Genomic DNA, 21,281 nt, shown 5'->3' on the forward strand with positions numbered 1-21,281 from the left:
CTGCACTGGCCCCTTAACGGAGAACCTGCATGTCGGTATTGTCCCTCTCGCTACAAGAAGCCCGCCATCTCCACCTTGCCGCTCAGGGGCTACTGAAAAAGCCCCGTCGCCGTGCGCGGCCCGAAGATATTCTGCGGATTATTCAGCAAATGTCTTTGCTGCAAATCGATACCATCAACGTTGTCGCCCGTAGTCCATACCTTGTACTTTTTAGCCGTCTGGGTCATTACCCGCAAGTCTGGCTGGATGAGTCATTACGCGCAGGTGAGTTAATGGAATACTGGGCCCATGAAGCCTGCTTTTTACCGCGAAGCGACTTTTCCCTTGTTCGCCACCGGATGCTGATGCCGGATAACATGGGATGGAAGTATCCCAAAGAGTGGATGATCGAGCATGCTGCAGGTATTCAGGAACTCCTGAACCATATTGCTGAAAATGGCCCGGTCCGCTCGGCAGATTTCGGGCACCCGCGTAAAGGCGCCAGCGGGTGGTGGGCGTGGAAACCGCACAAACGCCATCTTGAAGGCTTGTTTACCGCCGGTAAAGTGATGGTTATCGAACGTCGCAATTTTCAACGGGTTTACGATTTAACGCAGCGGGTAATGCCCCACTGGGATGATAAACGGGACGGACTTTCGCAGACGCAGGCTGAAGCGATAATGCTGCGCAACAGCGCCCGTAGTCTGGGGATTTTTCGTCCGCAATGGCTGGCGGATTATTATCGTTTGCGCCAGCCTTCCCTAATGACGCAACTGGCGAGCTGGCGGGAAGAGGGATTGGTGGTGCCGGTGGATGTGGAAGCGTTGGGTGAAATGTGGCTTCATCGCGATGTGCTGTCACAGCTGGAGTCAGCGGCAGGCGGCAGGCTAACAGCCACTCATAGCGCCGTGCTGTCGCCGTTCGATCCGGTGGTATGGGATCGTAAACGGGCAGAACAGCTGTTCAATTTTAACTATCGCCTGGAGTGCTACACGCCGGCGTCAAAGCGTCAGTATGGCTATTTTGTTTTACCGTTGCTGCACCAGGGAAAACTGGTGGGTAAGATGGATAGCAAAGTGCATCGCAAAACGGGTGTGCTGGAGATTATCGCTTTGTGGCTGGAGAATGGCGTGAAGGTCACGTCGGGGCTGGAGAGGGGGCTAAAGCGGGCGATTGATGATTTTGCCCGCTGGCAGGACATGACACAGGTGGTCTGCAGACAGCGACCGGCGGATCTCTTTACCGGGCTACGACAGGGGTGGGAAATTGACGCCGCCTGAGCCAGGCTGTGATATGCTGCTGCGGAATCTATTCGGTCCATCTGGAGGAATCATGGATCATCGTTTACTTGAAATTATCGCCTGTCCGGTTTGTAACGGTAAGCTGTATTACAGCCAGGATAAGCAAGAGCTGATCTGCAAACTGGATAATCTGGCCTTCCCGCTGCGCGACGGCATTCCCGTGTTGCTGGAAACCGAAGCCCGTTCGCTTGCTGCAGAAGAGAGCCAGTCATGAGTTTTGTGGTTATCATTCCGGCGCGTTTTGCTTCTACCCGTCTGCCTGGCAAACCGCTGCAGGATATTAACGGCAAACCGATGATTGTCCATGTCCTGGAGCGGGCGCGTGAATCTGGCGCTGAGCGTATCATTGTGGCGACCGATCACCAGGATGTGGCCCGCGCGGTTAAAGCAGCCGGTGGTGAAGTCTGTATGACGCGTGAAGATCATCATTCCGGTACTGAACGCCTTGCTGAGGTTGTTGAGAAATTCGCCTTTAGCGACGATACCATTATCGTAAATATTCAGGGCGATGAGCCCATGATCCCGCCAGCGATAGTGCGTCAGGTTGCAGACAATCTGGCGAACAGCGACAGCGGTATGGCGACGTTAGCGGTGCCAATTCACGATGCTGAAGAAGCATTTAATCCGAATGCGGTAAAGGTGGTGATGGATGCCGCGGGTTACGCGCTCTATTTCTCCCGCGCGACGATTCCCTGGGATCGCGATCGTTTTGCCGGGTCCCGCGCAACCATCGGGGATTCGCTGTTGCGGCATATCGGTATCTACGGCTATCGCGCCGGTTTTATCCGCCGTTATGTCAGTTGGGCACCGAGCCCGCTAGAACAGATTGAAATGCTGGAGCAACTGCGCGTACTGTGGTACGGCGAAAAAATCCATGTCGCGGTGGCGGAAGTCGTTCCCGGCACCGGTGTCGATACGCCGGAAGATCTGCAGCGCGTACGCGCAGAGCTGCGTTAATTCTATTCTCCCCTCTATCAGGAGGGGATATCACTCAGCCCAATTTTCCCTATTTCCGTTGCAATTTTGATCTTACCCGATGACAACCTTGCGGTCGGCGCTCATTATGAAGCCGATAGTTTTCATAGGGGCAATCAAGAATGGAACAACTGCGTACCGAATTGAGCCACCTGTTGGGGGAAAAATTAAGTCGCGTGGAGTGCATTAGCGAGAAAAACTCCACGGCGCTATGGTCGCTGTATGATGCTCAGGGAAATCCTCTGCCGTTATTGGCGAAGAGTTTTACGACGCCTGGCGTCGCCCGTCAGCTGGCATGGAAAATATCGACCCTTGCGCGCAGTGGGACCGTACGTATGCCGGTGGTCTATGGAGTGATGACGCACGAAGAGCATCCGGGGCCTGATGTTTTGCTGATTGAACGACTACGCGGCGTTTCAGTTGAAGCGCCTGCCCGCACACCAGAACGCTGGGAACAACTGCAGGAACAGATTGTGGAGGCGCTGTTGGCATGGCATCGACAGGATAGCGGCGGCTGCGTAGGAAGGGTTGACAGCACTCAGGAAAATCTCTGGCCGCACTGGTATCGCCAGCGGGTAGAGATGCTCTGGAGCACGCTGAACCTGTACCAGGATACCGGCCTGACAATGCAGGATAAACGTATACTGTTCCGTACTCGTGAATGCCTGCCGCAGCTGTTTAAAGAGTTCAATGATAACTGTGTGCTGGTGCACGGCAGCTTCACGTTGCGCAGTATGCTGAAAGATCCGCGCAGCGATCAACTGCTGGCGATGGTTGGGCCGGGCATGATGCTTTGGGCGCCGCGGGAATATGAACTATTCCGTCTGGCCGATAGTGGCCAGGAGGAACAACTGCTGTGGCACTACCTGCGTCGGGCGCCGGTGGCGGAAGCGTTTCTCTGGCGGCGCTGGCTGTATCTGTTGTGGGATGAAGTGGAAAATCTGGTGAATACCGGGCGCTTTGACCGCACCCGGTTTGATCTGGCGGCAAAATCAATTTTGCCCTGGCTCGCCTGATGCGCCTTTTAACCATTGCCAGATGCGCCCTAACGTTTCATATCCCACCCGATCGCTATGCATCAGCCAAACGGGCGAAGGGATCGCCCGCTCCCATGGGTTAAGCGGAGACGTAATCGCCAGTTGGTTGGCAGGGGCGGGTAAAGGATTCAGCCCGACGTGATGAAAGAAAATCATTGCACGCGGCAGGTGCGAGGCGGAGGTTACCAGCAGAAAAGGTGCGCTGCCTATCGCCGCTTTTACCGCCGCGGCTTCCTCTTCGGTATCTTTGGGTTTATCCAGCGTGATGATTTCGCTGCGCGGTATTCCCAGACTCTCCGCCACTCTGGCCCCGGCTTCAGCGGTGCTGACCGGGTTCGTTTTTGCTGCTGCACCGGTAAAAATGAGTTTCGCACCCGGATTCTCGTACCACAGACGGATCCCTTCCGTCAGTCGCGCCAGACTGTTGTTGATAAGATTTGAACTGGGGGCCCAGTCTGGATTCCAGGTGTAGCCGCCGCCGAGCACCACGACGTACTGCACGCGCTCGGTTCCGCGCCAGGTCGGGTATTTATCTTCGATTGGTTTTAACAAACTGTCGGCGACCGGTTGCAGGCTCAGCAGCAGCAACAATAGCCAGCCGAGGCTGACGCAGAGCTTGCCGGTGCGCTGGAAACGACTAAACCACAGGAGCGCGATGCCGAATGCGATGAGCAGCAGCAGCAAGGGAAGCGGCAGCATCATACCGCCTAAAACCTTTTTCAGCGTAAAAAGCATGCCAGATGGTTCCTTTTTTAACCATATAACCAAAGATATGCCCCGATCTTACAACAGATCGCTTCATTCTCCGCGTGGGTATGACAAAATAGCGACTTTGTGTTGGCTTGCGGAGTCACCTGTGCAGGATCGTAATTTCGATGATATTGCTGAAAAATTTTCGCGCAATATATACGGCACCACCAAAGGCCAGCTGCGGCAGGCAATCCTCTGGCAGGATTTGCAACCATTGCTGAATCAGATGGGGCCGGGGCCTTTGCAGATTCTTGATGCGGGCGGCGGCCAGGGGCAGACGGCGATCAAAGTGGCGGAAATGGGCCATCATGTCACGTTATGCGATCTCTCTGGTGAAATGGTCACTCGCGCCCGGCAGGCGGCCGCTGATAAAGGTGTGATCGCTAACATGCATTTTGTACAATGCGCGGCTCAGGATATTGCGCGGCATTTGGAAAATCCGGTCGATCTGATACTGTTTCATGCGGTACTTGAGTGGGTGGCTGAGCCGCAGGCGGTGTTGCGTGCGCTGTGGTCGCGACTCCGCCCAGGCGGCGCGTTGTCGCTAATGTTCTACAATGCTAATGGCCTGTTGATGCACAATATGGTGGCCGGAAATTTCGACTATGTGCAAATTGGCATGCCGAAAAAGAAAAAACGCACGCTGTCGCCGGACTATCCGCGCGATCCGCAGCAGGTCTACCGCTGGCTGGAGGAGATTGGCTGGCATATTACCGGTAAGACCGGCGTGCGGGTGTTTCATGATTATCTGCGTGAAAAACACCAACAGCACGACAAGTATGCGGCGCTACTGGAGCTGGAAACGCGCTACTGTCGTCAGGAGCCGTATGTTAGCTTAGGCCGCTATATTCATGTCACCGCGCTTAAGCCGCAGATGCAAGGATAAACTATGAGTGAATTTTCCCAGACAGTCCCCGAACTGGTTGCCTGGGCCAGGAAAAATGATTTTTCTATTGCGCTGCCGGTCGACAGACTCTCTTTCCTGCTGGCAATTGCCACCCTGAACGGTGAGCGGATGGAAGGGGAAATGACCGAGGGAGAACTGGTGGATGCGTTCCGCCACGTCAGTGATGCGTTTGAGCAGACCAGCGAAACCATCAGCCAGCGCGCCAATAATGCGATTAACGATATGGTGCGCCAGCGTCTGCTGAACCGCTTTACCAGCGAAATCACCGAAGGGAATGCCATTTATCGCCTGACGCCGTTAGGGATCGGGATCACCGATTACTATATTCGCCAGCGCGAATTCTCCACGCTGCGCCTGTCGATGCAGCTATCAATCGTTGCCGGTGAGCTTAAACGCGCCGCCGACTCGGCGGAAGAGGGCGGCGATGAATTCCACTGGCATCGCAACGTTTTCGCTCCGCTGAAATACTCGGTGGCGGAAATCTTTGACAGTATCGACCTGACTCAACGGATCATGGATGAGCAGCAGCAACTGGTGAAAGATGATATTGCCCAGTTGTTGAACAAAGACTGGCGGGCGGCGATTTCCAGCTGTGAGCTGCTGTTGTCTGAAACGTCTGGTACCCTGCGTGAACTGCAGGATACGCTGGATGCCGCGGGCGATAAATTACAGGCGAACCTGCTGCGCATTCAGGACTCAACCATGGCGCGTGACGATCTGAATTTTATCGATCGTCTGGTGTTCGATCTGCAAAGTAAGCTGGACCGTATCGTTAGCTGGGGCCAGCAGGCGATTGACCTGTGGATCGGCTACGATCGCCATGTGCATAAATTTATCCGTACCGCCATTGATATGGATAAAAATCGCGTCTTCGCCCAGCGCCTGCGTCAGTCGGTGCAAACCTACTTTGACGCGCCATGGGCGCTAATCCATGCCAATGCCGATCGTCTGCTTGATATGCGCGATGAAGAGATGGCGCTGCACGATGAAGAGGTGACCGGGGAACTTCCTGCGGATCTGGAGTACGAAGAGTTTAACGAAATTCGCGAACAGCTTGCGGCGCTTATTGAAGGGCAACTGGCGGTTTACAAAGAGAAAGGAGTGCCGCTGGATCTCGGCCTGGTGGTTCGCGAATATCTGGCGCAGTATCCGCGTGCGCGCCACTTTGATGTTGCGCGAATTGTTGTCGACCAGGCGGTACGTCTGGGCGTAGCGCAAGCAGATTTCACCGGACTGCCGGCAAAATGGCAGCCGATTAATGATTACGGAGCCAAGGTACAGGCGCATGTCATCGACAAATATTGAACAAGTGATGCCGGTTAAACTGGCGCAAGCGTTGGCTAATCCGTTATTTCCGGCGCTGGATAGCGCCCTGCGCTCGGGCCGTCATATCGGCCTTGACGAGCTGGATAATCACGCATTTTTAATGGATTTTCAGGATTACCTGGAAGAGTTTTATGCTCGCTACAACGTTGAGCTGATTCGCGCGCCGGAGGGCTTTTTCTATCTGCGCCCGCGTTCGACCACGCTGATCCCACGCTCAGTGCTTTCAGAGCTGGATATGATGGTCGGCAAAATTCTTTGCTACCTCTACCTCAGCCCGGAGCGTCTGGCTAACGAAGGTATCTTCACTCAGCAGGAGCTTTACGACGAGCTGCTGACCCTGGCGGATGAAGCCAAATTGCTGAAGCTGGTTAACAACCGCTCCACCGGTTCCGATCTCGATCGGCAGAAGCTACAGGAGAAGATGCGCGCCTCGCTCAATCGCTTACGTCGTCTCGGCATGGTGTGGTTTATGGGCCACGACAGCAGCAAATTCCGCATAACTGAATCGGTCTTCCGCTTCGGCGCTGACGTTCGCGTCGGCGACGATCCGCGCGAAGCGCAGCTGCGGATGATCCGCGATGGTGAAGCCATGGCGCTGGAAAATCGCCTGCAGCTCAATGACGAGAATGAAGAGAATCAGCCGGATAGCGGGGAGGAAGAGTAATGATTGAACGCGGAAAATTTCGCTCGCTGACGCTGGTTAACTGGAACGGTTTTTTTGCCCGTACCTTTGATCTTGATGAATTAGTGACCACGCTTTCCGGCGGTAACGGTGCCGGTAAATCCACCACGATGGCGGCTTTCGTCACCGCGCTGATCCCGGATCTGACGCTGCTGCACTTCCGCAATACCACGGAAGCCGGTGCGACCAGCGGTTCGCGCGATAAAGGCCTGCACGGTAAGCTGCGTGCCGGGGTCTGTTATTCGGTGCTGGACGTTATTAATTCTCGCCACCAGCGCGTGGTGGTTGGGGTGCGTCTGCAGCAGGTCGCCGGTCGCGATCGCAAGGTCGATATCAAGCCTTTTGCTATTCAGGGTCTGCCCACCGCCATTCAGCCAACTCAGTTGCTGACCGAAACCCTTAACGAACGTCAGGCGCGGGTGGTGACGCTCAACGAGCTGAAAGAGAAGCTCGAAGCGATGGAAGGGGTGCAGTTCAAACAGTTTAACTCCATTACCGAGTATCACTCGCTGATGTTCGATCTTGGCGTGGTGGCCCGCCGTCTGCGCTCAGCCTCGGACCGTAGCAAATACTATCGCCTGATTGAAGCTTCTCTGTACGGCGGGATTTCGAGCACCATTACCCGCTCGTTGCGCGACTACCTGCTGCCGGAAAACAGCGGCGTGCGCAAAGCGTTCCAGGATATGGAAGCGGCGCTGCGTGAAAACCGCATGACGCTGGAAGCCATCCGCGTCACGCAGTCTGACCGCGATCTGTTCAAACATCTGATCAGCGAAGCCACCAACTATGTCGCGGCTGATTATATGCGTCACGCCAATGAGCGACGCATTCATCTCGACAAAGCGCTGGAATATCGTCGCGAGCTGTTTACCTCCCGGTCACAGCTTGCCGCTGAACAGTACAAGCACGTTGATATGGCGCGCGAGTTACAGGAGCATAACGGTGCGGAAGGCGATCTGGAAGCCGATTATCAGGCGGCCAGTGACCATCTGAACCTGGTGCAGACCGCGCTGCGTCAGCAGGAAAAAATCGAGCGCTATGAGGCGGATCTTGACGAACTGCAAATTCGTCTCGAAGAGCAAAATGAAGTCGTTGCCGAAGCGGCGGATCGTCAGGAAGAGAACGAAGCCCGCGCCGAGGCCGCCGAGCTGGAAGTGGATGAGCTGAAAAACCAGCTTGCCGACTATCAGCAGGCGCTGGATGTGCAGCAGACCCGTGCGATTCAGTACAATCAGGCGCTACAGGCGCTGGAACGGGCAAAAGCCCTGTGTCACCTGCCGGATTTAACTCCGGAGAGCGCCGACCAGTGGCTGGAAACCTTCCAGGCGAAAGAGCAGGAAGCGACGGAGAAAATGCTGTCGCTGGAACAGAAAATAAGCGTGGCGCAGACCGCGCACAGTCAGTTTGAACAGGCGTACCAACTGGTGGCGGAGATCAACGGTCCGTTGGCGCGTAATGAAGCCTGGGACGTGGCGCGCGAACTGCTGCGCGAGGGCGTCAATCAACGGCATCAGGCAGAACAAGCTTCCGGGCTGCGCAGCCGTCTGACGGAACTGGAACAGCGCCTGCGTGAACAGCAGGATGCCGAGCGCCAGCTGAATGAGTTTTGTAAGCGCCAGGGCAAACGCTACGATATTGACGAACTGGAAGCCCTGCACCAGGAGCTGGAAGCCCGTATAGCCTCGCTCTCCGACAGCGTTTCCACCGCCAGCGAACGGCGGATGGCCCTGCGTCAGGAACTGGAACAACTGCAATCGCGCACGCAAACCCTGATGCGTCGCGCGCCCATTTGGCTGGCGGCGCAGAACAGCCTCAATCAGCTGTGCGAGCAGAGCGGCGAGCAGTTTGAATCAAGCCAGGACGTCACCGAATATCTTCAGCAACTGCTGGAGCGCGAACGGGAGGCCATCGTCGAGCGTGACGACGTGGGCGCCCGCAAGCGTGCTATCGATGAAGAAATTGAGCGCCTCAGCCAGCCGGGCGGTTCGGAAGATCCGCGTCTGAATGCCCTTGCGGAACGTTTCGGCGGCGTGCTGCTGTCAGAAATCTATGACGACGTTAGCCTCGATGATGCTCCGTACTTCTCCGCGTTATATGGCCCGTCGCGCCACGCGATAGTCGTGCCGGATCTGTCACTCATCGCTGAACAACTGGAAGGGCTGGAAGATTGTCCTGAAGATCTCTATTTGATCGAAGGGGATCCGCAGTCATTTGATGACAGCGTATTCAGTGTCGATGAGCTGGAAAAAGCGGTTGTCGTTAAAATTGCCGATCGTCAGTGGCGCTATTCACGTTTTCCGACGCTGCCGCTGTTTGGCCGCGCCGCTCGCGAAAGCCGCGTTGAAATGCTGCACGCCGAGCGCGAAAGCCTCTCTGAGCGTTTTGCGACGCTGTCGTTTGATGTGCAAAAAACGCAGCGCCTGCATCAGGCTTTCAGCCGTTTTATCGGCAATCATCTGGCGGTAGCCTTTGAGGACGACCCGGAAGAAGAAATTCGCAAACTCAATACCCGTCGCGGCGAGCTGGAGCGGGCGCTGAGCGCGCACGAGAGCGATAATCAGCAGAACCGCGTGCAGTACGAGCAGGCAAAAGAGGGCGTTTCCGCTTTGAACCGCCTGCTGCCGCGTCTGAATCTGCTGGCTGATGACTCGCTGGCCGATCGCGTTGATGAAATTCAGGCGCGCCTTGATGAAGCGCAGGAAGCCGCGCGTTTCGTGCAGCAGCATGGCAATCAACTGGCGAAGCTGGAGCCGATGGTTTCTGTTCTCCAGAGCGATCCGGAACAGTTTGAACAACTGAAAGAAGATTATGCGTATTCGCAGCAGACCCAGCGCGATGCGCGCCAACAGGCGTTTGCGCTGAGTGAAGTGGTGCAGCGCCGGGCTCATTTTAGCTATTCTGACTCTGCAGAGATGCTAAGCGGTAATAGCGATCTCAACGAGAAACTGCGCCAGCGTCTGGAGCAGGCGGAAGCGGAACGCGCCCGCGCCCGTGAAGCGCTGCGTACTCACGCTACGCAGCTCAACCAGTACAATCAGGTGCTGGCGTCGCTGAAAAGCTCGTATGACACCAAAAAAGAACTGCTCAATGATCTGCATAAGGAGCTTCAGGATATCGGCGTACGCGCTGACGCCGGTGCCGAAGAGCGCGCCCGTCTGCGCCGCGATGAGCTCCACGCGCAGCTCAGCAACAACCGTGCGCGGCGTAATCAGTTAGAAAAAGCGCTAACCTTCTGCGAAGCGGAAATGGACAACCTGACCCGCAAGCTGCGTAAGCTGGATCGCGATTATTGTGAGATGCGCGAACAGGTGGTTAGCGCCAAAGCGGGCTGGTGCGCGGTGATGCGGCTGGTGAAAGACAACGGTGTGGAGCGTCGTCTGCACCGTCGCGAGCTGGCTTACCTCTCCGCTGATGAACTGCGTTCAATGTCGGATAAGGCGCTCGGCGCGCTGCGTCTGGCGGTGGCCGATAACGAACATTTGCGCGATGTGCTGCGTATTTCTGAAGATCCGAAGCGCCCGGAACGCAAAATTCAGTTCTTTGTCGCTGTTTATCAGCATCTGCGCGAACGTATTCGTCAGGATATCATCCGTACCGACGATCCGGTGGAAGCGATTGAGCAGATGGAGATCGAACTCAGCCGCCTGACGGAAGAGCTGACCAACCGCGAGCAGAAGCTGGCCATCAGCTCCCGTAGCGTGGCCAACATCATTCGTAAGACCATCCAGCGCGAGCAGAACCGTATTCGTATGCTCAACCAGGGGCTACAGAGCGTTTCCTTCGGTCAGGTCAACAGCGTGCGTCTGAACGTCAACGTGCGGGAAACTCACGCGATGCTGCTGGACGTGCTGTCAGAACAACATGAACAGCATCAGGATCTGTTCAACAGCAACCGTCTGACCTTCTCGGAAGCGCTGGCGAAACTTTATCAGCGCCTGAATCCGCAGATTGATATGGGGCAGCGTACGCCGCAAACCATTGGCGAAGAGCTGCTGGATTACCGCAACTATCTGGAAATGGAAGTGGAAGTTAACCGTGGCTCAGACGGCTGGCTGCGCGCGGAATCCGGAGCGCTTTCTACCGGCGAGGCTATCGGTACCGGGATGTCGATTCTGGTGATGGTGGTGCAGAGCTGGGAAGATGAATCCCTGCGCCTGCGCGGTAAGGATATCTCTCCTTGCCGTCTGCTGTTTCTTGATGAGGCGGCGCGTCTGGATGCCCGCTCTATCGCCACGCTGTTTGAGTTGTGCGATCGTCTGGAGATGCAGTTAATTATCGCGGCGCCGGAAAACATCAGCCCGGAAAAAGGCACCACCTATAAACTGGTGCGTAAGGTGGTGAATAATCACGAGCATGTGCATGTGGTGGGGCTGCGCGGCTTTGCACCACAGCTGCCCGAAACGCTGCCGGGAACGGCAAACGCTTCATAAGGTTATTCAATGACCAGACACAAGGGCGGCGCGATGTCGCCCTTTTTGTTAGCGGTAACGCGATTTTAGGATTGTATAATCTTTTAACTTCTTTACATTTGGGAAGGCAAACGCGTTTTCATCTTCATATACTGAATTTAAGCTCCATTTTTGTGGGCAGCAATGTGTTAACAGGGGGCAAGGGATGTTGCTAAAGAAACGGTATGGTCGTCAATTATCAGTGCTCAGCCTGAGCCTGGTTTTTGCATTTGCTCCACTGTTTAAGGTCCAGGCCGAAGAGCCTGAAGTTGTACCAGCAGATAGCTCCGCGGCGATTGGCGAGATATCGTCCGCGCTGAGTCAGAGCGCCAGTCAGTCGGCGGCGGTCGAGAAGATGGCTGGCGAGCAGACGCTTCCTGCTGATGCGGCGGCAAAAAGCCGCGCCGAGATTCAGGTGCTGCTGCCATCCGGGTATCAACCCGTATTTATCAATCCGCTGGTCTCGCTGTATGCAGCGAGAGGCATGAAGCCGATGTGGGATAATCGTGAGGCGGTACAGGCGTTTCAACAGCAGCTGGCTGAAGTCGCTATCGCCGGATTTCAGCCGCAGTTTACCACCTGGGTCGAGTTATTGACCGATCCTTCGGTGAACGGCATGGCGCGTGATATTGTGCTATCAGACGCCATGATGGGCTATCTGTATTTTATTAGCGGCATTCCAACTCAGGGCAACCGTTGGCTGTATGGTACAAAACCCTACGTGATGTCGACGCCGCCGCTGTCGGTCATTAACCAGTGGCAACTGGCGCTGGATAACGGTTCGTTGCCGCAGTTTATTGCCGGTCTGGCGCCGCAGCATCCGCAATACGCCGCTATGCACCAGGCGCTACTGGCGCTGGTTGCTGATTCCCGCCCATGGCCGCAGCTGATCAGCAAGAGAGCGTTACGTCCCGGTGAATGGAGCAATGATGTCGGTGCGCTGCGTGAAATTTTACAGCGCACCGGTATGCTGGATGATGCCGCCAAAATTGTTTTGCCCGGCGAGGCGGTCAGTTCATCTGCCGGGAAAAAGAGGCAGAATAACGATCGTGGCGTGTACGATCGTCAGTTAGTTGCAGGCGTTAAGCGTTTTCAGGCGTGGCAGGGATTGGGTGTCGATGGCGTGATTGGCCAGTCTACTCGCGACTGGCTTAACGTTTCGCCCGCGCAGCGCGCCGGGGTGCTGGCGCTGAACATTCAGCGTTTGCGCCTGCTGCCGGGTAATCTTTCAACCGTCATTATGGTGAACATTCCTGCTTTCTCGCTGGTTTATTACCAGAATGGCAGTCAGGTGCTGGCATCGCGGGTTATTGTTGGCCGTCCGGATCGCAAAACGCCGATGATGAGTAGTGCGCTGAATAATGTGGTGGTTAACCCACCGTGGAATGTACCTCCAACGCTGGCGCGCAAAGATATCCTGCCAAAGGTACGCAATAACCCTGGCTATCTTGAACAGCACGGTTATACGGTGTTGCGTGGCTGGAATAGTAAAGAGGCGATCGACCCCTGGCAGGTTGACTGGGAGACGATAACGGCGTCGAATTTGCCGTTCCGCTTCCAGCAGGCGCCTGGCGCGCACAACTCTCTGGGGCGATATAAATTCAATATGCCAAGTTCGGACGCGATTTATCTACATGATACGCCGAACCATAACCTGTTCCAGAAAGATGTACGGGCGTTAAGCTCAGGATGTGTGCGTGTAAATAAAGCCTCAGAGCTGGCGAATATGCTTTTGCAGGATGCGGGCTGGAACGATGCACGAATTTCAGATGCGCTCAAACAGGGGAATACGCGCTACGTTAATATTCGTCAGAACATTCCGGTTAATCTCTATTATTTGACCGCATTTGTCGGCGCGGACGGGCGTACACAATATCGAACAGATATTTACAATTACGATCTCACCGCGCGATCCAGCGCACAAATCCTGGCAAAAGCCGAACAATTAATCAGATAAATGAAGTAGTTCAACGAATTCGGTTGTCTTATTCCTGTGTGAAAACGGGCCTTATTGTCTGTAAGGCCCGTGTTTACTGGGGAGAGGCTGCCTTGACGTTGGCAATAATGCCCGGTAAGGTGCTTTTCGTGCGCCAGAAGTGCATATATAGCCAAAATAATTCGCGTTGCAGGTGTTCCGGTAAGATATTCGGGTGAATGCGTGTAGTTAACGTATCAGCAACGTGATCTATGACGGCTATATATATCATTCCGCAAACTGCTGCGGCGGTATGCAGAACATGTTCTGTGGTTGAGATTTATTAGCCACCAACGGAACCATTGTCTGCCTGCGGCTAACGGGGGAGTTAGCGGAAAAATATATTACGATTCATTTACCTGTAGACCTGATTATCATGGACAAATTTGACGCTAATCGCCGCAAACTGCTGGCGTTAGGTGGTGCTGCCCTCGGTGCTGCTGCCATTCTGCCTGCGCCGGCATTTGCCACCCTCTCGACCTCCCGACCGCGTATTTTGACGCTGAATAACCTGCATACTGGTGAATCACTCAAGGCAGAGTTTTTCGATGGCAGAGGCTATATTCAGGATGAATTAGCAAGACTTAACCACTTTTTCCGCGATTATCGCGCGAATAAGATTAAATCTATCGATCCTGGTTTGTTCGATCAGCTCTATCGCTTGCAGGGATTACTTGGCACCAATAAACCTGTCCAGCTTATTTCTGGTTATCGTTCTGTTGATACCAATAATGAGCTTCGCGCACGGAGTCGCGGTGTGGCAAAACATAGCTACCACACTAAGGGCCAGGCCATGGATTTCCATATTGAAGGTATTTCGTTAAGCAATGTTCGCAAAGCGGCGTTATCTATGCGCGCTGGTGGTGTAGGATACTATCCACGTAGCAACTTTGTGCATATTGATACCGGTCCAGTACGGCACTGGTAACGAAAGGAGCATCATGAACTATCGTATTATTCCGGTTACCGCGTTCGCGCAGAATTGTTCCTTAATCTGGTGTGAACAAACCCGGCTGGCGGCGCTGGTCGATCCCGGTGGTGACGCTGAACGGATCAAACAAGCGGTTACCGCAGCGGGCGTTTGCCTGACGCAGATCCTGCTTACGCACGGTCATCTTGATCATGTTGGCGCTGCGGCTGAGCTGGCGCAACACTATGCTGTGCCGATTATCGGTCCGGAAAAAGAAGATGAGTTCTGGCTGGAAGGATTGCCCGCGCAAAGCCGGATGTTTGGTCTGGAAGATTGTCCACCGTTGCAGCCGGATCGCTGGCTGAATGAAGGCGATGTGGTTAGCGTGGGCAATGTGTCTCTACAGGTGCTGCACTGTCCCGGCCATACGCCTGGACATGTCGTCTTCTTTGATGAGACTTCCCGTCTGCTGATTTCTGGCGATGTGATTTTTAAAGGCGGAGTAGGGCGCAGCGACTTCCCGCGCGGCAATCATGGCCAACTGATAGAGGCTATAAAGCGTAAATTATTGCCGCTGGGCGATGATGTGTCGTTTATCCCCGGTCATGGCCCCGAGTCAACTCTCGGTTATGAGCGTCTGCACAACCCTTTCCTGCAGGATGAAATGCCGGTCTGGTAATAATTGATATGGGCCACAGAATGCCAAAGGGCCGCAGATGCGGCCCTTTGTTTTTTCCCGCTACAGGAGGGTTACAGCACCGCGACAATTGCTTCGCACAGCGGAGCCATGTTGTCTGGGGTCATACCGGCGACATTAATTCGTCCGGACGCGACGGCATAAACCGCGAACTCTTCACGCAGACGCAGTACCTGCTCTTTGCTCAGACCGCTGAACGAGAACATTCCGTTTTGCTGTGAGATGAAAGAGAAATCACGGCTGGCGCCTTTTTCCTGCAGAGTATTAACGAACAGCAGACGCATGCGTTGAATACGCTGGCGCATATCGGTCAGTTCCTGCTCCCAGATCGCGCGTAGTGCATCATTGCTGAGAACCGTCGCCACCACCGATGCGCCGTGGGCCGGTGGGTTAGAATAGTTAGCGCGGATCACGGACTTCATCTGGCTGAAGGCGCGGTCAACGGTTTGCTGATCGCCAGCCACTAACGTACAGGCGCCGACGCGCTCGTTGTACAGGCCGAAGTTTTTCGAATAGGAGCTGGCGACCAGCAGTTCTTTATGCAGTGCCGCGAACGCACGCAGACCTTCAGCATCTTCTTCCAGACCGCGGGCAAATCCCTGATAGGCAAAGTCGAACAGCGGTAGCCAGCCTTTCCCGGCGGAAAGCTGAGCCAACTGCTGCCACTGTTCCAGCGTCGGATCGATACCGGTTGGGTTATGGCAGCAGCCGTGGAACAGAACGACATCGCCCGCCTGCGCTTCATTCAGGCTCGCCAGCAGCCCGTCGAAGTCGAGTTGATGGTGGGTTGCATCGTAGTAGCTGTATTCGCGAACTTCCAGCCCAGCTGATTCGAACACGCTTTTATGGTTCGGCCAGCTCGGGTTACTGACCCAAATGCGTTTGGCGTCGGTTTTTTTCGCCAGGAAGTCTGCCGCAACGCGCAAACCACCGGTACCGCCCGGAGTTTGGGCAGTACGAGCGCGTTTATCATTAATAATCGCGCTTCCTTTGCCAAACAGCAGTTCCTGCGTGCAGCGACCAAATTCAGGAATACCATCAATACCCAAATAATTTTTGGTAGTTTCATTTTCCAGCAGATATTGTTCTGCTTTTTTCACGCATGTCAGGATCGGTGTCTTACCTGTTTCATCTTTATAAACACCAATTCCAAGGTTAATTTTTGCCGGGCGGTCATCGGCACGAAATAGATCGGCCAGGCCCAGAATAGGGTCAGCAGGGGCGGCAGTAATGTTCTCAAACATGACGAGGTTCCATTGTGATAACTGAAGGGAAATCCGCTATCAGGGTAACGGGAGAACTACAAATTGCCAACCGTTTGCGACAAAAAGCGAGAAGGTTTTCGAAAGTTACGATTTTTATCTCAGGAATGCAGAAAAGCAGGACCGAAGTCCTGCTTTTTAGGCATATCACGAAGGGGTGTACTGCAGATTAGAACTGGTAAACGATACCCACAGCAGCCTGGTCGTCGGTTGCAACGCCGGCAGCACGGGTGTAATCGTTGTCGTCCAGCAGGTTAAATTTGTACGCTGCATAGACGTTCATGTTCTTGTTGAAGTAGTACCAGCTACCCACTTCGATGTATTTAACCAGGTCAGCATCGCCGCCGGAGAAACCAGTGCGAGAGCGCAGGTCTTTACCTTTAGTCTGTACGTAACCGATGGACGGACGCAGACCGAAGTCGAACTGATACTGAACTACAGCTTCTACGTTCTGGGTTTTGTTCGCGAAGTAGGTGTCCTGGTTTTCCGGCGTCATGTTGTAAGTCTGGGAGTACATGACCGCAGCGTACAGGTTGTTGGCGTCATATTTAGCAGAGGTTGCCCATGCTTCCGCTTTTTTACCCTGGCCGTCAGCTTTCTGATCGCCGCTACGATTGGAGTTTGCATAGCCAGCGGACAGCGCAACGCCGTTTTCGAATGCGTAGGTTGCCGCGGTGCTGAAGCCGTCGCCGTTCTGTTTCTGTACATCACGAGTGCTGGCATCATTTTTCCCCTGATACTGCAGGGCGAAGCTCAGACCATCAACCAGACCGAAGAAATCAGAGTTACGGTAGGTTGCCACGCCGTTGGTACGGCCAGTCATGAAGTTGTCGGTGTAGTTCCAGCCATCGCCACCCCATTCAACCAGCATATCGGTTGCGGATTCAACATCGTAGATCGCGCCATAGTTACGGCCGTAGTCGAATGAACCGTATTCACCCGCTTTTAAGCCTGCGAAAGCCAGACGAGTTTTGGTGGTCTGAGAACCTTCAACGTTGGACGCATCCATGTTGTATTCCCACTGACCGTAACCGACCAACTGATCGTTGATCTGGGTTTCGCCTTTCAGACCGATACGTGCGTAGGTGGTGTCTTCGCTGCTGGTGTCGCCGTTGGTAGTCCAAACGTGCTCGCCAACCATTTTTCCGTAAAAGTCCAGTTTGTTACCGTTTTTGTTATAGATTTCTGCAGCGTTAGCTGCACCGGCAACCAACAAGGCAGGGATTACCGCTGCCAGAATTTTGCGCTTCATCATTATTTATTACCCTCATTTATATTTTTTTATCAACACTTGCCACTGCCGCCAATAAATTCTGTCAATAAAAATTTACAGAACTATTGATGATAGTTTGGTGTCTGGAGGCATCTTTCCATCCAGAACAACGTTTCGCTACCCTGAAAATGCTACCAATGTCTAAAATAAGTAACAAGAGGAAATATCATGTAACTAAATGTGTATTTTAGGGAACTTTGTGAACTCAATCAACTTTCCGTTCCTGTTTGAAGTGAAAATTACTGCGCTTTATATATCTATATGAATTAATTATGATTAATTTGCCTAAAAGAGCATTTGCGCATTTTGCGTCAATATTTTGCTCTTTTTTTATTCAATGTCTGTTTTAGCAATGCGTGCGCTGAGTGGTTAATAAATGAACAAGTTATTCAGTGAGTTTGCTAATTAATGAGCATAAAGTGCGGTTTTTATCTTCGGTCAGGAACGAAATAGTGCGTAACATTAATGTTAATCCTGATAGTTGATGTTTAGAATTCTTGAGAATTGTTAACGAGAATTGACATAAAAAAGGCCAGCTCACGCTGGCCTGGTGCTTATTGCGGGAAAAGGATCAGAATGTCGCGTTACGTGGGGTTCGCGGGAATGGAATCACATCACGTACGTTTTGCACGCCGGTTACATAAGCGATCAAACGCTCGAAGCCGAGGCCGAATCCTGCGTGCGGTACGGTGCCGTAGCGGCGCAGGTCGCGGTACCACCAGTAGTCTTCTTTATTCAGCCCCATTTCCGCCATACGGGCATCCAGTACATCCAGACGCTCTTCGCGCTGGGAGCCGCCGATGATTTCGCCAATACCCGGCGCCAGCACGTCCATTGCGGCGACGGTTTTGCCGTCTTCATTAAGGCGCATATAGAACGCCTTAATCTCTTTAGGGTAGTTTTTCACCACTACCGGCGCTTTAAAATGTTCTTCCGCAAGATAACGTTCATGCTCAGAAGAGAGATCGACGCCCCAGTACACCGGGTTTTCAAACGGCTTACCGCAGTTCTCCAGAATACTAACCGCATCAGTGTAATCCACCTGCGCGAAATCAGCGGAAACGAAACGCTGCAGACGGTCGATAGCGTCTTTATCGACACGCTCGGCAAAGAACTGCATGTCATCCGCACGCTCTTCCAGTACCGCCTTAAAGACATACTTCAGCATCGCTTCCGCCAGGCGGGCGTTGTCTTCCAGATCGGCGAAGGCCACTTCCGGCTCCAGCATCCAGAATTCTGCAAGATGGCGGCTGGTATTGGAGTTTTCGGCACGGAAAGTCGGGCCGAAAGTGTAGATTTTCGACAGCGCACAGGCGTAGGTTTCGCCGTTTAACTGGCCTGAAACGGTGAGGAATGACTCTTTACCAAAGAAATCTTTATCGAAATCGACTTTGCCCTGGTCATTGCGCGGCAGGTTTTCCAGATCCAGCGTCGAAACGCGGAACATTTCCCCTGCGCCTTCGGTGTCGGAGGCCGTAATCAACGGGGTGGAGACCCAGAAAAAACCTTGCTCATCAAAGAAACGATGCAGCGCCTGCGCCAGCGTATGGCGAACGCGCGCCACTGCGCCAATCAGGTTGGTGCGCGGGCGCAGGTGGGCGACCTCACGCAGGTACTCAATGCTGTGGCGTTTCGCCGCCATCGGATAGGTATCCGGGTCTTCCACCCAGCCAGCGACGTCAACATGGCTGGCCTGAATTTCAAAGCGCTGGCCCTGACCCTGAGATGCCACCACTTTACCCGTCACAATCACCGAGCAACCGGTGGTCAGGCGCAGTACTTCTTCTTTGTAATTGGGAAGAGAATTACTAATAACGGCCTGTACAGGATCAAAGCAGGAACCGTCATAGACGGCGAGGAATGAAAAGCCAGCTTTAGAATCTCGGCGGGTACGCACCCATCCGCGCACGGTGACTTCGCTGTCAACGGCAACGCGGCCCTGGAGTACGTCGGCTACAGGCACAACGCTCATAATAGTCTCTCTTTTTAGTCCAATAGAAAAATCTGTAACCCCTTTTAGCGGGGGATATCTATGTTACCTGCCATCTTCCATCAGACAAGCAGAATTCGTATGAAGAGGGGTGTTTCAGCAATAAAAGTGGCGAGAGTGCCCGTTTTCCCCTGAGGGTATCGAAGAAAGCGATGTCGGGCCTGTCCCATTAGAATGGTTTCACGAGCCATTTTGCCCTGGACTCTACCCGAAAAAACGCGTTGCGTGTTGAACGCACTTCCATGTGGCCTGAAGCACATAATCCTTACGTACTGCGTGTCCGCTTTGCTTTCCGCGCACAGGCGGTGCACAAACTGGCGATGCCAGCTACGGCTGTTGGGACAGAGGCTTAATCATCACCGTCATCTCTTTCCTGACGCTGCCCTAGCTGGCTTTTTTTACTGGCGGCAGATCAAAGGCTTTTCGCAGGGCGCGAACGAACGCTTTATCGTGGCAGATGGTTTTCCCCGGACTGTCAGACAGCTTCGCCACAGGTTTTCCATTGCACTCCACCAGCTTGATGACGATATTGAGCGGCTTAACCTGCGGGATATCGCAGGTTAAACGGGTCCCGATACCGAAGCTCAGATTCACCCGCGAAGAAAAGTGGCGATACAGATCGACCGCCTTCGTCAGATCGAGATTATCGGAAAACACCAGAACCTTGCTTAACGGGTCGATACCCAGTTTTTTGTAGTGGGCGATAGCCTTCTCGCCCCATTCCACCGGGTCGCCGGAATCGTGGCGCAGCCCCTGATAACGGGTGGCAAATTCCGGGCCAAAATCACGCAGGAAGGCATCCATTGTAATGCAGTCGGTCAGCGCGATGCCTAACTGATCAGGATACTCTTCCAGCCAGGCGGCGAGAGCCGCGCGCTGACTGCCTGCCAGGCTCGGACTGATCTGCTGATGCGCCTGGAACCATTCGTGCGCCTGGGTTCCCATTGGCGTCAGATTCAGGCGACGCGCAAGGTCGTAGTTGCTGGTGCCGGTGAACCACGGCTCCTGCTGGAGGCGTTTTACAATGGTCTGCTGCACGTCACGCGAGAAGCGGCGACGGGTGCCGAAATCCATCAAACGGAAGCGAGACATATTTATATCAGCCGTAAGACGGTTGAAATCGGCCAGCTTATGCTCAAGGGTCTCCAGCGCTAGATCAACGCGGATTTCTGGCGAACGATAGTGATGCACCAGCTCGCTAATCATGGCCAGCAGCGGGACTTCCCACATGATGACTTCGCGCCAGGGGCCGGAAAGGCGAATGTTAAGCATGCCGTTGTCATTACTGACGGATACCTGGCGCGGGTTGTAGCGGAAGTCGCGCAGCCAGTCGAGATAGTCACGCGAAAAGAAGGGCAGGCACGATAGCCAGTGATATTCATCGTCCTGTAGCTTCAGGTCGTGCATCGTCTCAACCTGGTTGCGAATCGCATCGGCATAGATGCCGAGTAAATCATCCCCACGGCAACGGAACTCCGCCGCAACCTGTACATTATGGTAGCGGTGGAAGACAGCCTGTTGCATATGCAGCTTGTAGGCATCCGTATCAAGCAGCGAGTGCAATACAGGAGAAGTGAATTGGGTCATGGTGCGCAGTAGCATCCTCTCACTGGAGCGTTTCCATCAAAACCAAAGCGGTAAAAAAGGAGGCGGAGTATACCTGTATTACCCGACTCTGTCCCGCGGCGACGGTCGATAGCGACGCTGACGGTCATTTGCGAGGTCTAGTTTAATATATTGAACACGGATAACACCACAAGCTTTGCGTC

At 54.0% G+C, this 21,281-nt stretch carries 16 protein-coding genes; 11 read left to right on the top strand and 5 right to left on the bottom strand.

What is annotated here, in order from left to right; all coding sequences use genetic code 11:
• Positions 1-29: 29 nt before the first annotated feature.
• The 4 genes from ABK821_RS07905 to ABK821_RS07920 all read left to right on the top strand — a co-directional run bounded on the left by ABK821_RS07905 (position 30) and on the right by ABK821_RS07920 (position 3,271).
• Entirely contained in the window at positions 30-1,259 is a 1,230-nt protein-coding gene (locus tag ABK821_RS07905; protein WP_343178260.1) for a winged helix-turn-helix domain-containing protein, read from the top strand.
• A gap of 52 nt (positions 1,260-1,311) precedes the next feature.
• Complete coding sequence (gene ycaR, locus ABK821_RS07910; protein ID WP_138360474.1) at positions 1,312-1,494, top strand: protein YcaR; 183 nt, start codon at positions 1,312-1,314, stop codon at positions 1,492-1,494.
• Complete coding sequence (kdsB, locus tag ABK821_RS07915; protein WP_138360475.1) at positions 1,491-2,237, top strand: 3-deoxy-manno-octulosonate cytidylyltransferase; 747 nt, start codon at positions 1,491-1,493, stop codon at positions 2,235-2,237. Before ycaR ends, kdsB begins: the two co-directional genes overlap by 4 nt.
• 140 nt (positions 2,238-2,377) lie before the next feature.
• The gene (locus ABK821_RS07920; protein WP_138360476.1) at positions 2,378-3,271 is read left to right on the top strand and encodes a YcbJ family phosphotransferase; all 894 of its coding nucleotides are present in this window, start codon (positions 2,378-2,380) and stop codon (positions 3,269-3,271) included.
• Here ABK821_RS07920 and elyC read toward each other — a convergent pair.
• The gene (elyC, locus tag ABK821_RS07925; protein WP_138360477.1) at positions 3,248-4,027 is read right to left on the bottom strand and encodes an envelope biogenesis factor ElyC; all 780 of its coding nucleotides are present in this window, start codon (positions 4,025-4,027) and stop codon (positions 3,248-3,250) included. The genes ABK821_RS07920 and elyC overlap by 24 nt on opposite strands.
• A gap of 121 nt (positions 4,028-4,148) precedes the next feature.
• Here elyC and cmoM point away from each other — a divergent pair, with 121 nt between their 5' ends.
• From cmoM to ABK821_RS07960, 7 genes are all read left to right on the top strand, one after another.
• Positions 4,149-4,928 carry a tRNA uridine 5-oxyacetic acid(34) methyltransferase CmoM gene (cmoM, locus tag ABK821_RS07930; protein WP_138360478.1) on the top strand — a complete coding sequence of 260 codons (780 nt, stop codon included), beginning with the start codon at positions 4,149-4,151 and terminating at the stop codon, positions 4,926-4,928.
• A 3-nt stretch (positions 4,929-4,931) separates the two neighbouring features.
• Entirely contained in the window at positions 4,932-6,254 is a 1,323-nt protein-coding gene (gene mukF, locus ABK821_RS07935; protein WP_138360479.1) for a chromosome partition protein MukF, read from the top strand.
• Positions 6,235-6,939 (top strand): chromosome partition protein MukE, encoded by a 705-nt coding sequence (gene mukE, locus ABK821_RS07940; protein ID WP_138360480.1) that lies wholly within the window; start codon positions 6,235-6,237, stop codon positions 6,937-6,939. Before mukF ends, mukE begins: the two co-directional genes overlap by 20 nt.
• A complete protein-coding gene (mukB, locus tag ABK821_RS07945) occupies positions 6,939-11,387 on the top strand; it encodes a chromosome partition protein MukB (protein WP_308564321.1) in 4,449 nt (1,482 codons plus the stop codon). The genes mukE and mukB overlap by 1 nt, the downstream gene beginning before the upstream one ends.
• 184 nt (positions 11,388-11,571) lie before the next feature.
• Entirely contained in the window at positions 11,572-13,362 is a 1,791-nt protein-coding gene (gene ldtD, locus ABK821_RS07950; RefSeq protein WP_138360482.1) for a L,D-transpeptidase, read from the top strand.
• 394 nt (positions 13,363-13,756) lie between these two features.
• Positions 13,757-14,308: a YcbK family protein gene (locus tag ABK821_RS07955; protein WP_138360483.1), complete on the top strand. Its 552-nt coding sequence runs from the start codon at positions 13,757-13,759 to the stop codon at positions 14,306-14,308.
• Positions 14,309-14,321: 13 nt separating this feature from the next.
• On the top strand, positions 14,322-14,969 hold the full coding sequence (locus ABK821_RS07960) for an MBL fold metallo-hydrolase (RefSeq protein WP_138360484.1): 648 nt from the start codon (positions 14,322-14,324) through the stop codon (positions 14,967-14,969).
• Positions 14,970-15,040: 71 nt separating this feature from the next.
• Here the strand turns inward: ABK821_RS07960 and ABK821_RS07965 are convergent, their stop codons facing one another.
• The 4 genes from ABK821_RS07965 to pncB all read right to left on the bottom strand — a co-directional run bounded on the left by ABK821_RS07965 (position 15,041) and on the right by pncB (position 21,099).
• Positions 15,041-16,231: an amino acid aminotransferase gene (locus ABK821_RS07965; protein ID WP_138360485.1), complete on the bottom strand. Its 1,191-nt coding sequence runs from the start codon at positions 16,229-16,231 to the stop codon at positions 15,041-15,043.
• A 187-nt stretch (positions 16,232-16,418) separates the two neighbouring features.
• A complete protein-coding gene (locus ABK821_RS07970) occupies positions 16,419-17,504 on the bottom strand; it encodes a porin (RefSeq protein WP_138360486.1) in 1,086 nt (361 codons plus the stop codon).
• A 589-nt stretch (positions 17,505-18,093) separates the two neighbouring features.
• Complete coding sequence (gene asnS, locus ABK821_RS07975) at positions 18,094-19,494, bottom strand: asparagine--tRNA ligase (RefSeq protein ID WP_138360487.1); 1,401 nt, start codon at positions 19,492-19,494, stop codon at positions 18,094-18,096.
• A gap of 402 nt (positions 19,495-19,896) precedes the next feature.
• Positions 19,897-21,099, bottom strand: coding sequence for a nicotinate phosphoribosyltransferase (pncB, locus tag ABK821_RS07980; RefSeq protein WP_343178261.1), 1,203 nt, complete (start codon positions 21,097-21,099; stop codon positions 19,897-19,899).
• Positions 21,100-21,281 lie beyond the last annotated feature (182 nt).

It is taken from the genome of Klebsiella sp. KE9456 (assembly GCF_043832615.1).
In the GTDB taxonomy this organism is placed as follows: Bacteria; Pseudomonadota; Gammaproteobacteria; order Enterobacterales; family Enterobacteriaceae; genus Klebsiella; species Klebsiella indica.